We start from the raw sequence: 13,014 nt of genomic DNA on the forward strand, positions 1-13,014 counted from the left end.
TCATGACCTCCTCTCTATGTGAGCTCTTCCACGCTCATCATGCTCCGCATCCTTGCGATCAGCTCATCAAGAACAGCTATTCTCTGAGCGCCGACGGGTCGTACTGCGTAGTAAGATACCTCGATTTTCGGCTCGAATGGTATCGCCATAACCTGCGCTCCGGCCGAGCGAAGGCTGGTTTGGTCGACAAGGCCGACGCCCATGCCTGCTGCCGCGAAGTAACAGCAGTTCAGCATCGACGTCTCCATCGTGCTGATGGGCTGTTGCTCCTCTATCGAAAAGGCGCGATCGAGCGCTAGCCTCAATGGGGAGTTTCGACCGGGCAGAAGAACGCGCTCATCGAGAAGGTCGTTGGGAGTGACGACGTGACGGGATGCCAGACGGTGATCCATCGTCATGGCCGCGACCGCATTCGAACTGTGCAGAAGCACGGCATTCTTGTCGGCCATCCGGGGCGATCCGAAAACAAGCCCGAGATCGTAGCGGTTCTGATCCACCATGTCCCAGATGTAACGGCTGTTCTCGACATCGATGACCAGCGGAATGTCCAGTCGGTCGCCGATCACATCGATGATCGCCCTGTGAAGATATGGCCGAACGAGAGACGTGACGCTGCCAATCCGCAGAACCGTGTTCTTGTGCAGGCGGATATCATCAGCAGCCTGCGCGATCTGGTCAAGACCGAGATAGAGCCGCTCCACCTCGCGATAGAACTGCGTCGCCTCCGCCGTCGGCACCAACCGGGCGCCCACCCTCTCGAACAGCGTCATCTGCACGATGTCCTCAAGGTCACGGATGAGGCGACTGACGGCTGGCTGTGTGACGTTCATCGCGTCGGCAGCAGCCGTTATACCGCCCGCCATCATAACCGCCCGAAAAGCCTCCACCTGCCTAGGTTTCAGTTTCAATTTCTACCCTCCCATAACATCTCGGCATGAATTAAGTACAAAATGCAATTTTTCTTTTGTCAGGTAAAACGTTAATTGAAGTTTACCCGCAGGGAGAGTGCGGACTGGACAACTCGGAGGAGTCCCCATTATGAAGTTTTGTGTGTTCGCAGCCGCATTGGCAGCGTCTGTATTTGCCATGCCGCTCGCAAGCCAGGCTCGGGATCTGACCGTTGGTCTGTCCGCTTCGACGACGTCCATGGACCCGCAATTCTATGTCGTTGGCCCGAACAGCGCGATGGCGCGCAACATTTTCGATGGCCTCGTCAATCAGGACGACAAGCAGCAGATCCAGCCGGCGCTGGCTGTGTCCTGGAAGATCGTTGATGACACGACCTGGGAATTCAAGCTGCGTGAAGGCGTGAAATTCCACGACGGTAGCGATTTTGCCGCTGAAGATGTGGTTGCCAGCATCAAGCGCATTCCGCTCGCATCGACCAATAGCCCCAGCTCGTTTGCGGCTTATGTGAAGGCGATTACCGAAGTCACCGCCGTCGATCCGCTGACCGTGCGAATCAAGACATCCGGCCCGACACCTCTGCTTTTGAACAACCTTAGTCGCATCGCCATCCTGCCGGCCGAGATGGAAAAGGTGCCGACCGGTGACATGAACACCGGCAAGGGTGTCATCGGCACCGGCCCGTTCAAGTTCGTCTCATGGTCGCCGGACGACAATGTCGTTGTCGCCAAGAATGACACCTATTGGGGCGAAAAGGCCCCGTGGGACAAGGTGACGTTCCGCGTCTTCAAGAACCCGAGCGCCCGTGTTGCCGCCATGCTTTCGGGTGATGTCGATATGATCGAGAACATCCCGACTGCCGATACGCGCCGTCTGGAAGCCTCCGATCAGATGAAGGTCGTCAACATTGCCGGCAACCGCATCATGTATCTGCACATGGACCAGAACCGCGAGCAGTCGCCGTTCGCCAAGGGTGCCGATGGCAAGAACCCGCTGCTGAACGCCGATGTTCGCCGCGCTTTGTCGCTGTCGATCAACCGCGAAGCGCTGGTCGATCGCATCATGGACGGCCAGGGCGTGCCGGCCGGACAGGTCGTGCCGGAAGGTTATTTCGGGTATGATCCGGCCATCAAGGTCGATGCCTATGATCCGAACAAGGCGAAGGAACTGCTGGCCAAGGCCGGTTATCCGGATGGTTTTGCGCTGACATTCCACGCCTCCAACGACCGTTACCCGAACGACAGCAAGGTTGCGCAGGCGATCGGCCAGTTCTTCAGCCGTGTCGGCGTAAAGACCGAAGTCGCCACCCTGCCGGGCAGCGTCTATTTCACCCGCGCCTCGAACCTCGAATTCTCGTTCATCATGGGCGGCGCGGCCGTTGAAACCGGCGAAGCTTCGGGTGTTCTCGGGCCGATCCTCGAGACCTATGGCGAAAAGGCCGGTCAGGGCAATCGCGGCCGTTATTCCAACCCCGAATTCGACAAGGCTTTGAACGAAGCGCGTTCGACGCTTGACGATGCCAAGCGCGAGGAACTGCTGAAGAAGGCAACGGAAATCGCCATGGGCGATCTCGGTGTCATCCCGGTCTTCTACCTCGCCAACACATGGGCGGTGAAGAGCGACATCAACTATGCCGGTCGCTCGGATGGTTACACGCTTCCCTACTATGTGAAGCCGAACTGATCGAAAAAAACAGGAGCGGTCCACCATGTCTTTCAGCGGTGTCTTTCCCTATCTCGTTTCTCCGATCGGTCCGTCCGGCGAGGTCATTCAGGGTGTGCTGACGGATCTGGTGGATCACCTGATCGATGCGGGCGTGCATGGTCTCGCTCCGCTCGGTAGCACCGGTGAATTTGCCTATCTCTCCCAAGACCAGAGACGTCGCGTCGTCGACACGGTGATTTCGGCCAATCGCGGCCGGGTTCCCGTTGTCGCCGGCGTGGCGTCGACCTCGACCGCCGATGCCCTCGCACAGACGGAATACATGGTCGAAGCTGGGGCAGACGGCATTCTGGCCATTCTCGAAGCCTATTTCCCGGTGAGCGACGAGGGTGTGGAGGCCTATTTTACGGCGATCGCCAAGGCGGCCAAGGGACGGCCGGTGGTGCTCTACACCAATCCGCAGTTCCAGCGGTCGGACCTGTCGCTGCCGGTGATCGAACGACTGAGCCGCATCGACAACATCCGTTACATCAAGGACGCCTCCACCAATACCGGACGTCTCCTCTCCATCATCGAGCGCACCCACGGCCGGATGGAGGTGTTTGCCGCCTCCGCCCACATTCCGGTCTGCGTGATGATGATCGGCGGCGTCGGCTGGATGGCGGGGCCGGCCTGCATCGTGCCCAAGCAAAGCATTGCGCTTTACGAGGCGGCCAAGGCCGGCGACTGGACACGCGCCATGGATCTGCAAAGGCCGATGTGGAAGGTCAACGAGATCTTTGCGAAATACTCGATCGCCGCCTGCATCAAGACGGCGCTCGACCTGCAGGGTTTTGCCGTAGGCGCCCCCATGCATCCGCAAATGCCGCTGAATGAGGCGGCACGCGCGGAAATTGCCGGCGTGTTGCGCGATGTCGGCGCGCTCTGAAGCTTTTTATACCACAGACATTGAGGCATTGTTTTATGAAGCCGATTTCGATCATCGTCGATTGTGATCCCGGTATCGATGACACGATTGCACTGTTGACCGCATTCGTATCGCCGGAACTGAACATCCTTGGCATCACGCCGGTTAGCGGCAACCAGCCGCTGGAGCGTACGGTGCGCAATGCGCTGCAGGTCTGCGAGCTTGGTCAGCGCACCGACATTCCCGTTTACGCCGGCTGTTTCCGGCCGATGCTGCGCGAGCCGATCCATGGCCAGTTTCACGGCAAGACGGGCCTCGGCAACACGACGTTGCCGGAGCCGGTCAAGAAGGCGGAAGACGTGACCGCAGTTGATTTCCTCGTCGAAACGCTCGGCAAGGCCGCCGAAAGTGGTGAACGCATCACGCTCTGCTGCCTTGGCCCGATGACCAATGTTGCCGTCGCCCTGCGCATGAAGCCTGCGCTTGCAAACGGTATCGAGCGTATCGTCATGATGGGCGGTGCCTATCGCGAGCCGGGCAACCGCACGATGACTTCGGAATTTAACGTTCTCGCCGATCCGCATGCGGCGCATGTGGTGTTTTCCAGTGGTATCCCGATCGTGGCGCTGGCGCTCGATGCCACCCATCAGGTGATGCTGAAGCCGGAACATGTCGCCGAGTTTTCGCGCGTCAGCGGCCGCATTTCCGCAACGCTTGCCGAACTCATGGCCTTTTGGGATCGCAACGATGTGCGCCGTTACGGCTCGCGTGGTGGTCCGCTGCATGATCCGCTGGTCATGGCCTATATTCTTGCACCGCACCTGTTTGAAACCCAGAAGGCCCGCGTTTTCGTTGAATACGAAAGCGAGCTCTGCATGGGCCAGACGATTGCCGACTGGTACGGCAAGAGCGGGTTGGAGCCGAATGCCGACATCGTCACCAAGGTCGATGCGGAAGGCGTGATCGCCTTTTTCCTCGAGCGCCTGTCGCGTTACGCCGACGAAAAGGTTGTCGCATGAGTATCCACAAGGTCATCATCGATGCGGATCCGGGCGTGGACGATGCCGCCGCCATCCTGATGGCGCTTGCCTCGCCGGAAATCGAGGTTCTCGGCCTGTCGATCGTGGCCGGCAATGTCTCGCTCGAACATACCGTGACGAATGCCTGCAAGCTGGTGGGCGTGAGCCGTCGTCGTGACGTGCCGGTTTTTGCCGGTGCCAGTGGTCCGCTGGTCCGCGAGCAGGTTTTTGGCAAATATGCCCGCATCGGCTCGTTCGATGATACGCTGGTCAAGGCGGGCGATATCGTGCTTTCGAAAGAGAGCGCGATCCAGTTCATCGTGCGTTCGGCACGTGCTGCCGCAGCGGCAGGCGAGCAGATCACCATCTGTGCTATCGGCCCGCTGACCAATGTCGCGTTGGCGCTGATCCAGCATCCGGATGTGGCGCACGGTATCCGCCAGATCGTCTCCATGGGCGGTGCGTTTACGGCACTTGGTCACCGCACGCCCTGGGCGGAATTCAATATTTATGCAGATCCGCATGCGGCCGAAATCGTTTTTCAGTCCGGCGTACCGATCGTGCTGATGCCGCTCGACATGACCTTTCAGGCTCTTTTTACTGCCGAGCATTTCGAAAGATTTCGCGCTGGCGGCGAGGCGGGTGAGGCACTCTACAATCTCTTCACGACCTTCGACCGCAGCGACGAAAAACGCTTCGGTCGTCCGGGCGGGCCGATCCATGACGCGACGACGATCGCCTGGCTCATCCGCCCCGAACTGTTCACCAGCCGCGAGGCTTTTGTCGGCGTCCAGGTCACAGGCCTGACGATGGGTTATACCTATGCCGATTTCTACAAGAAGATGGATCGGCCGGCCAATGCCACCGTCGTCACCGATGTCGACGAAACCGGGTTCATCGAATTGCTGATCGAGCGCATTGCCCGCCATGGCGACGTGGCGCTCTACGGACAAACTCTGGGAGGCTCAAACGCATGAGCGGATATCTCTTAAGCCGGTCGCTGCAGACCGTGCTCACACTCCTCGTCATGTCGGTTCTGGTCTTTGCCGGCCTCTATCTGGTCGGCAATCCGGTTGACGTGCTGTTGAGTTCGACGGCGACGCCGGCGGAACGTCTTCAGGTCATCCAGTCCTTTGGCCTCGATCGGCCGGTCTGGGAACAATACTGGCTTTTCCTGACCCGCGCGTTGTCCGGTGACCTCGGCAATTCCTTCGTGTTCAACCAGCCGGCCCTGACGCTGATCCTCAACCGTATGCCGGCAACGCTGGAACTGGCCTTCGTCGCATTGTTCATGGCGCTGGTCATCGGCATTCCGCTGGGTGTTTATGCCGGCCTGAAGCCGAAAGGTTTCATTTCCAAGTCGATCATGACCTTCTCGATCCTCGGCTTCAGCCTGCCGACCTTCTGGATCGGTCTGGTGATGATCATGTATTTCAGTGTCTATCTCGGCTGGCTGCCGTCTTCCGGCCGTGGCGATACCGTCAATATGCTCGGCGTGCCGCTCTCGGTGTTCACGTGGGATGGCCTGTCGCATCTGTTTCTGCCGGCCTTCAATCTGGCGCTGTTCAAGATCTCGCTGGTCATCCGCCTTACCCGCGCCGGCGTGATGGAAACCATGCAGCTGGATTTCGTCCGCTTCGCGCGCGCCAAAGGCCTGACGGAACGCCGTATCGTCACCGTGCATGTGCTGAAGAACACGCTGATCCCGCTCATCACCGTCATCGGGCTCGAGCTCGGTTCTCTGATTGCCTTTGCCGTCGTCACCGAGACCATCTTTGCATGGCCGGGCATGGGCAAGCTGATCATAGACGCCATCGGCGTTCTCGATCGCCCCGTCATCCTCGCCTACCTGATGATCACCGTCGTGATGTTCAGCGTCATCAACCTGCTGGTCGACATCCTCTATTCAATCGTCGATCCCCGCGTCCGTCTTGAGGGGAACTCGTGATGACCGACAACAATTCGACCTCGACCACTTCGGTGCATACAGCCGCCAACAGCGGCGCGAAATCCGCCTCGCGCTCTCCTACCCGCGAAGTCATCTATGCCCTGCTGCATGACAAGCTGGCGCTGCTCGGCATCGTGCTGGTAACGATCTTCATTCTCGCCGCCGTTTTTGCGCCGCTGATCGCGCCGCAAAACCCGTATGATCTGGCGCAGCTGGATATTCTCGACGGGCGTTTGCAGCCCGGTTCGGAAAGCATGTCGGGCATGACCTATCTGCTCGGCACCGATACGCAGGGCCGTGACCTGTTCAGCGCCATTCTCTACGGCCTGCGCACCAGTATTCTCGTCGGTCTCTCCAGTGCCGCCATCGCGCTCGTCATCGGCGCGTCGATCGGCCTCACAAGTGCTTATGTCGGTGGCCGCACGGATTCGATCCTGATGCGTATCGTCGATATCCAGCTCAGCTTTCCGGCAATCCTGATCGCGCTGATCTTTCTCGCCATCCTTGGACAGGGCGTCGACAAGATCATTCTGGCGCTGGTCGTGACCCAATGGGCCTATTACGCCCGCACGATCCGCGGTTCGGCGCTGATCGAGCGCAAGCGCGCCTATGTCGATGCCGCCCGCTCCATGGCGCTGCCGGATCGCAGCATCCTGTTCCGGCATATCCTGCCGAACTGCCTGCCGCCGCTGATCGTCGTCGCCACCATGCGTGTCGCGTACGCGATCATGCTGGAAGCGACGCTGTCCTTCCTCGGTATCGGCCTGCCGGTCACCGAACCGTCGCTCGGCCTGCTGATTTCGAACGGTTTCGAATATCTGTTGTCAGGTGATTACTGGATCAGCTTCTTTCCGGGCATCGCGCTTCTGTTGCTCATCGTCGCGATCAATCTGATCGGCGATTCCTTGCGCGACATCCTCAATCCGCGTCGTGAGGGCTAAGATCATGAGCAATACCAACACTGGTCCAATTCTCAAGATTTCCAACCTCAACACGGCCTTCCGGGTCGGCAGCGAGTGGCGCAATGTCGTCAACAACGTGAGCTTCGACATCGCACCGAAGGAAACTGTCGCAGTCGTCGGCGAAAGCGGCTCCGGCAAGAGCGTCACCGCCATGTCGATCATGCGGCTTCTGTCGCCCGGCAATTCGCGCGTCACCGGCAAGATCGAGTTCGAGGGCAAGGACCTTCTGTCGATCCCGCTCGACGACATGCAGAAAATCCGCGGCAACCGCATCGGCATGATCTTTCAGGAACCGATGACCTCGCTCAACCCGGTGCTGAAGATCGGCGATCAGATCACCGAGGTTCTGCGCCAGCATCGCGGCATGTCGCAAGCCCAAGCACAGGCGGAAGCCGTGCGGCTTCTGGAAAAGGTGCGTATTCCGTCGGCAAAATCGCGCCTCAATGAGTACCCGATGAATTTTTCGGGCGGCATGCGCCAGCGCGTCGTTATTGCCATCGCCCTTGCCTGCGATCCAAAGCTGCTGATCGCCGATGAGCCGACCACGGCGCTCGACGTCACCATCCAGGCGCAGATCCTCGAGCTGATCAAGACGCTGCAGGAAGAGGAGGGCATGTCCGTTCTCTTCATAACCCACGACATGGGTGTGGTCGCGGAAATTTCCGATCGCACCGTCGTCATGTATCGCGGCGAACAGGTTGAGACCGGCACCACGCATGACCTGTTTGCCGGCGCCAAACATCCGTATACCCGCGCGCTTCTGTCAGCCGTGCCGCAGTTGGGCTCGATGACGGGCAAGGATCGGCCATTGCGCTTCCCGCATGTCGACATGGCAACGGGCGAAATCCATCCGGTCAAGCCGACCGAAGACACCGTCAAGCGCAATCAGCCACCGATCCTCAAGGTCGACAACCTAATCACCCGTTTCCCGGTCAAGCAGGGCTTTTTGCGCAAAACGATCGGCCGCATCCATGCCGTTGAAGGCGTGTCGTTGGAACTGCGTCAGGGCGAAACCCTGTCGCTGGTCGGCGAGAGCGGCTGTGGCAAGTCCACGACTGGACGCTCGATCATTCGTTTGACGGACCCTGTCTCCGGTGAAGTGCAGATCGACGGCAAAAACGTGCTGAAAGCCGGAAAATCGGAACTGACGGATATTCGCCGTGAAGCACAGATGATCTTTCAGGACCCGTTCGAAAGCCTAAATCCGCGCATTCGTGTCGGTCAGGCGATTGCCGAGCCGATCATCAGCCATGGTCTGGTCAAGGCGTCGGATGCCCGCCAGCGTGTCGGCGAGCTGCTGGAGCGTGTCGGTCTTGCCGCTTCGATGGCGGATCGTTTCCCGCACGAGTTTTCCGGCGGCCAGCGCCAGCGTGTCTGCATTGCCCGTGCGCTTGCTCTGGAGCCAAAACTGCTGATCGCCGATGAGTCCGTTTCGGCGCTCGACGTCTCAGTCAAGGCGCAGGTCATCAACCTGATGCTCGACCTGCAGGAAAAGCTTGGCCTCGGTTATCTCTTCATCAGCCATGACATGGCCGTTGTGGAGCGTATCAGCCACCGCGTCGCGGTCATGTATCTCGGTGAAATCGTCGAGATCGGCCCGCGTCAGGCCGTGTTTGAAAACCCGCAGCACGACTACACTAAGCGGCTGATGGCAGCGGTGCCGATCGCCGATCCGTCACGTCGGCAGACGCGCCGCATCTCCAATGACGAGATCAAAAGCCCGTTCCGCGCCGCCAATTATGTAGCCCCGAAGCGCACTTATGAAGAAGCCGGCGAAGGTCACTTCGTGCAGGTCGCGTAAGGGGAACATGCCATGATCATCACCTTCGGCTCCATCAATGTCGACTTCGTCTACGAGGTCGAAGACATGCCGCAACCTGGCCAGACGCTGCTTGCCAAAAAGTTTCGTACCGAATCCGGTGGCAAAGGCGCCAATCAGGCGTTGGCGGCGGCGCGTGATGGCGCCGAGGTGGTCATGGTCGGTGCTGTCGGCTATGATAGTCTGGCCAAGATTGGCTTGCAGAACCTGTCCGCTGCCACGGATATCAGCCGGGTTGCGCGTGTCACGGAGCCAACCGGCAATGCCTCGATCCATATCGACGCCAATGGCCGCAACATGATCGTTGTCGCAAGCGGCGCCAATCTGGCGGCGTCTTCGGATATGGTGGAGGAAGGCCTGCTCGCGCGGGCGAACATCGTTCTCCTGCAAATGGAAAATGATGTCGCCGAGGTGGAAAAGCTGATCCGCCGTTCGCTTGCCGTGAAGGCGACCTCGATCCTCAATCTGGCGCCTGCCTTTCCCTTGTCGCAACAGGTTCTGTCGCTGTGTGATCTTGTCGTGGTCAACGAGGATGAGGCGGAAGCACTGGCCGGTTGGCTTGGCTGCGGCCCTTCGGCGGAAGCACTGTCTGCGCACCTCGATACCGGTGTTCTGCGTACACTCGGCGGTGATGGCGCGGAAGCGTGTGCTTTTGGAGAAAATGTCCGCATCGCTGCTATGTCGGTATATGTTCAGGATACAACGGCGGCTGGCGATTGTTTTGTCGGAGTACTGGCGTCTGCGCTTGATCGCGACCTGCCATTGAAGGTGGCCATGCAAAGAGCATCGGTTGCCGCTGGTTTGGCGTGCTCTCGGGCAGGGAGCCAAAGCAGCATCCCGTCATTTCAAGAAACACAGCTTGCTCTCACCGATACGAGATCTTAACGCTTCCCATCTGTGAGGACTCTTAAAAAATGTGTTCAACGTCTGATGGGAATCGACATCGACACTAATGCGCCAATATGATTGGCGAGCAGCGCATTAACCAAATCAAAAATTTGTGGAGGTATCTCAAAAAATCGTTCCCGCTGAAATTAATCAGCTGCCCGATCAGAGAGCGGTCTTAAAAATACAAGATATTAGAAACTTAGTTATCTACTCCACAGGTCGGTGGTTCGATTGTGTTCAAAGCGTAAGGGTGTTGGCTGGAGCTCACGAGCAAACCGGCACGGTGACGCCCTAATATCTTGGTGAAATTTTTGTTCGATGCATGGCGCATATAGCGCGAATGTGTTCGATGTATCTTTCAATAGTGAACAATGCGAAAGTGTTGCGCTAGCTCGATGCATAGCGCATATTGTCGCTATGTGATTGATGAATCGACCAATGCCGGCCACTAAAAAACAGAGCTACGCTCGATATACGGTTGCTGCGGTTAGCGTCCTGGGGAGTATGATCCAGCTTGAGCGTAAATCTCGCAAGATGACGGCGCAGGAGCTTGCCGGCCGGCTCGGCATAACACGCGGAACTCTTCAGCGGCTCGAACAAGGAGATCCCAAAGTGGAGCTGGGCCTTGCCTTTGAGGCATGTACCGTTCTCGGCATTCGGCTTTTCGACGAAGATCTTGCTGGTATCACGTTCAGAAACGAAGACCTTCAAAAACGCCTTACGCTTCTACCCAAATATGCGCGCCCACGAAAACAGACAGCGGTCGACAATGACTTCTAAAAAGCCGCAGCCAACAGAAGCGTTCGTATGGGTGTGGCGATCAGAAAGCCCCGATCCAGTAGTGGCCGGTCGCCTTGCAGTGACGAATGGCGGAATCAGCTTCGTTTATGGTCGATCTTATCTCGAAGACCCGCGCTCGGTTGCCCTTTATCTCCCGGAATTACCGCTCGAGACGGGCGAGATAAGACCTCTCCATGGTCTTTCAATGGCCAGCTCCATTCGCGACGCTTCGCCCGACGCATAGGGACGTCGTGTTATTCTTAATCGCGCGTTCGGCGTGAAAGGCGGCGAGTTGAATGGACTGGACCTTGATGAACTGACTTTTTTACTTGAGTCAGGCTCAGACCGAATTGGGGCGCTCGATTTCCAAGCATCGGCGACGCACTATATTGGCCGGGGGACCGGCCAGGCCACTCTTGATCAACTTCTGACCGCCGCAGAACGAGTTGAGAAAAATCTTCCTCTCAGCCCCGAACTTGATCAAGCTCTCCATCACGGCAGTTCGATCGGTGGGGCGAGGCCAAAAGCCCTAATCGAAGATGGTGCTCGTAAATTCATTGCAAAATTCTCGAGCAGTTCCGACGCTTATAGCGTGGTGAAGGGCGAATATATTGCGATGCGCCTAGCAGCTCTTTCGGGACTTAACGTGGCGCCGGTAGAAATCGTTCGCGCATCCGGGAAAGACGTGTTGCTTGTTCAGCGCTTTGACCGATTCCACGCGGGCGACGCTTGGTATCGCCGGTCGCTTGGACCCGTCTGCACGGCCGCGACCGTGCATTTCTGTGCGGCTGTACCGAATTTCTCATGGCTGGAGATCCGCAACAGCCCCGCCGAAACGCATCTTGGCTTTGAAAATTCGGATTTCTTCCCGGTCCAGCCCAAGCTCGAAGGCGCGTTTTATCCGGTCTCCGACGCTCCTGGCCTTGGTATCGAGGTGAACGAAGAGTTGCTGGCAAGGCAGAGTTTCGAATTCTGGGAGGCCCCGCACCTGAAGCGTCGGGATGGATCCGTGACGAATTGGTGAGTGACTGCCTGCTGGCCGCCAGCGGGAGGCCGCCCTTTGGAAAGCCGCGCTGGCGGCTGCTTGTCCCGCCCTGCAAGCAACCGAAGCTCGTCTTCTATCCGCTTCCCGGCCCTGACGGCGGATAAAAGCGAAGCGGCCATGGAGCATTTATCCGATAGAACTGCCGTTGGTCGCGGTGTAGACGGCATACAGCGACCGCGTTGCCGTTATGAACAGGCGGTTTTTGCGTGGCCCGCCGAAGGTGATATTGGCGACCGTCTGCGGAATAAGGATTTTTCCGAGCAGCTTTCCATTCGGCCCGAAACAATGCACGCCATCGCCGGCGCTGGTCCACAGATTGCCGTGAATATCGAGGCGAATTCCATCCGGCAGGCCGTTGTCGAGTTCGCAGAACACGCGGCTGTTGGAGACATGACCGTCTTCGGCCATATCGAGGGCGCGGATGTGGCGCGGCGCGCTGGTGTCGTGGCTGGAGGATGAATCCGCAACGTAAAGCGTTTTTTCGTCCGGCGAAAACGCAAGGCCATTGGGCTGGCCGAAATCGGTGATGACGGCATCAAGTCTGCCGTTTGCCGGATCAAGCCGGTAGACGTTGCGTGTCGCTTGCTCCGGCTCGGCGCGATATCCCTCATAGTCTGACTTGATGCCGTAGGTGGGATCGGTGAACCACACGCTGCCATCAGATTTGACGACCACATCGTTGGGCGAGTTCAGGCGTTTGCCCTGATAGCTGTCGGCCAGCACGGTGATCGAACCGTCGATTTCGGTGCGGGTCACGCGCCGGCCGCCATGTTCGCAGGTGACAAGCCGGCCTTGCCGATCGCGCGTGTTGCCATTGGCGAAGTTTGACGGCGAGCGATAGGTCGATACGCCACTGCCTTCCGTCCAGCGCAACATGCGCTGATTGGGAATATCACTGAAGATCAGGCAGCCGAGATCTGCAAACCAGACTGGCCCTTCAGCCCATCGGCAGTCGGAATAAAGTTCCTCCAGATCCGACGTCCCGACAATCAGGTGGCGGAAACGGTCGTCATGGATCTCGTAGATGGAAGATGGCTGCGGCATGGTCTTTAAGTCCAATCGATATGTTCGAAACGGG

The 13,014-nt window shown here is 58.4% G+C and carries 12 protein-coding genes; 10 read left to right on the plus strand and 2 right to left on the minus strand.

Annotated features, from left to right (window positions below; translation table 11 throughout):
• Positions 1-14: 14 nt before the first annotated feature.
• Positions 15-908, minus strand: a complete 894-nt coding sequence (locus AAIH70_RS21095) for a LysR family transcriptional regulator (RefSeq protein WP_430035401.1) — start codon at positions 906-908, stop codon at positions 15-17.
• Between the two features lie 130 nt (positions 909-1,038).
• Here AAIH70_RS21095 and AAIH70_RS21100 point away from each other — a divergent pair, with 130 nt between their 5' ends.
• The 10 genes from AAIH70_RS21100 to AAIH70_RS21145 all read left to right on the plus strand — a co-directional run bounded on the left by AAIH70_RS21100 (position 1,039) and on the right by AAIH70_RS21145 (position 11,915).
• The gene (locus tag AAIH70_RS21100) at positions 1,039-2,589 is read left to right on the plus strand and encodes an ABC transporter substrate-binding protein (protein WP_132277694.1); all 1,551 of its coding nucleotides are present in this window, start codon (positions 1,039-1,041) and stop codon (positions 2,587-2,589) included.
• A 25-nt stretch (positions 2,590-2,614) separates the two neighbouring features.
• Positions 2,615-3,496, plus strand: a complete 882-nt coding sequence (locus tag AAIH70_RS21105) for a dihydrodipicolinate synthase family protein (protein WP_430035403.1) — start codon at positions 2,615-2,617, stop codon at positions 3,494-3,496.
• A 35-nt stretch (positions 3,497-3,531) separates the two neighbouring features.
• A complete protein-coding gene (locus tag AAIH70_RS21110) occupies positions 3,532-4,494 on the plus strand; it encodes a nucleoside hydrolase (protein WP_132277698.1) in 963 nt (320 codons plus the stop codon).
• A complete protein-coding gene (locus AAIH70_RS21115) occupies positions 4,491-5,471 on the plus strand; it encodes a nucleoside hydrolase (RefSeq protein WP_430035405.1) in 981 nt (326 codons plus the stop codon). The genes AAIH70_RS21110 and AAIH70_RS21115 overlap by 4 nt, the downstream gene beginning before the upstream one ends.
• Entirely contained in the window at positions 5,468-6,442 is a 975-nt protein-coding gene (locus AAIH70_RS21120) for an ABC transporter permease (RefSeq protein WP_132277702.1), read from the plus strand. Before AAIH70_RS21115 ends, AAIH70_RS21120 begins: the two co-directional genes overlap by 4 nt.
• On the plus strand, positions 6,442-7,383 hold the full coding sequence (locus AAIH70_RS21125; RefSeq protein WP_132277704.1) for an ABC transporter permease: 942 nt from the start codon (positions 6,442-6,444) through the stop codon (positions 7,381-7,383). Before AAIH70_RS21120 ends, AAIH70_RS21125 begins: the two co-directional genes overlap by 1 nt.
• A gap of 4 nt (positions 7,384-7,387) precedes the next feature.
• Positions 7,388-9,205 carry an ABC transporter ATP-binding protein gene (locus AAIH70_RS21130; protein ID WP_430035408.1) on the plus strand — a complete coding sequence of 606 codons (1,818 nt, stop codon included), beginning with the start codon at positions 7,388-7,390 and terminating at the stop codon, positions 9,203-9,205.
• 12 nt (positions 9,206-9,217) lie between these two features.
• Positions 9,218-10,108 (plus strand): ribokinase, encoded by an 891-nt coding sequence (locus AAIH70_RS21135; protein WP_430035411.1) that lies wholly within the window; start codon positions 9,218-9,220, stop codon positions 10,106-10,108.
• A gap of 441 nt (positions 10,109-10,549) precedes the next feature.
• A complete protein-coding gene (locus AAIH70_RS21140) occupies positions 10,550-10,891 on the plus strand; it encodes a helix-turn-helix transcriptional regulator (RefSeq protein ID WP_430035413.1) in 342 nt (113 codons plus the stop codon).
• A gap of 277 nt (positions 10,892-11,168) precedes the next feature.
• Entirely contained in the window at positions 11,169-11,915 is a 747-nt protein-coding gene (locus tag AAIH70_RS21145; protein WP_430035416.1) for a HipA domain-containing protein, read from the plus strand.
• Positions 11,916-12,062: 147 nt separating this feature from the next.
• Here AAIH70_RS21145 and AAIH70_RS21150 read toward each other — a convergent pair whose 3' ends face one another.
• The gene (locus tag AAIH70_RS21150) at positions 12,063-12,980 is read right to left on the minus strand and encodes an SMP-30/gluconolactonase/LRE family protein (RefSeq protein WP_430035418.1); all 918 of its coding nucleotides are present in this window, start codon (positions 12,978-12,980) and stop codon (positions 12,063-12,065) included.
• Positions 12,981-13,014 lie beyond the last annotated feature (34 nt).

This window comes from Neorhizobium sp. BT27B (genome assembly GCF_050455485.1).
GTDB lineage: Bacteria > Pseudomonadota > Alphaproteobacteria > Rhizobiales > Rhizobiaceae > Neorhizobium.

Excerpts from the sequence above, each read along its gene's own strand:
- AAIH70_RS21115 (WP_430035405.1), top strand. The coding sequence starts at position 4,491 with ATGAGTATCCACAAGGTCATCATCGATGCGGATCCGGGCGTGGACGAT.
- AAIH70_RS21125 (WP_132277704.1), top strand. The coding sequence starts at position 6,442 with ATGACCGACAACAATTCGACCTCGACCACTTCGGTGCATACAGCCGCC.
- AAIH70_RS21120 (WP_132277702.1), top strand. The coding sequence starts at position 5,468 with ATGAGCGGATATCTCTTAAGCCGGTCGCTGCAGACCGTGCTCACACTC.
- AAIH70_RS21130 (WP_430035408.1), top strand. The coding sequence starts at position 7,388 with ATGAGCAATACCAACACTGGTCCAATTCTCAAGATTTCCAACCTCAAC.
- AAIH70_RS21140 (WP_430035413.1), top strand. The coding sequence starts at position 10,550 with ATGCCGGCCACTAAAAAACAGAGCTACGCTCGATATACGGTTGCTGCG.
- AAIH70_RS21110 (WP_132277698.1), top strand. The coding sequence starts at position 3,532 with ATGAAGCCGATTTCGATCATCGTCGATTGTGATCCCGGTATCGATGAC.
- AAIH70_RS21105 (WP_430035403.1), top strand. The coding sequence starts at position 2,615 with ATGTCTTTCAGCGGTGTCTTTCCCTATCTCGTTTCTCCGATCGGTCCG.
- AAIH70_RS21100 (WP_132277694.1), top strand. The coding sequence starts at position 1,039 with ATGAAGTTTTGTGTGTTCGCAGCCGCATTGGCAGCGTCTGTATTTGCC.
- AAIH70_RS21135 (WP_430035411.1), top strand. The coding sequence starts at position 9,218 with ATGATCATCACCTTCGGCTCCATCAATGTCGACTTCGTCTACGAGGTC.
- AAIH70_RS21150 (WP_430035418.1), bottom strand. The coding sequence starts at position 12,980 with ATGCCGCAGCCATCTTCCATCTACGAGATCCATGACGACCGTTTCCGC.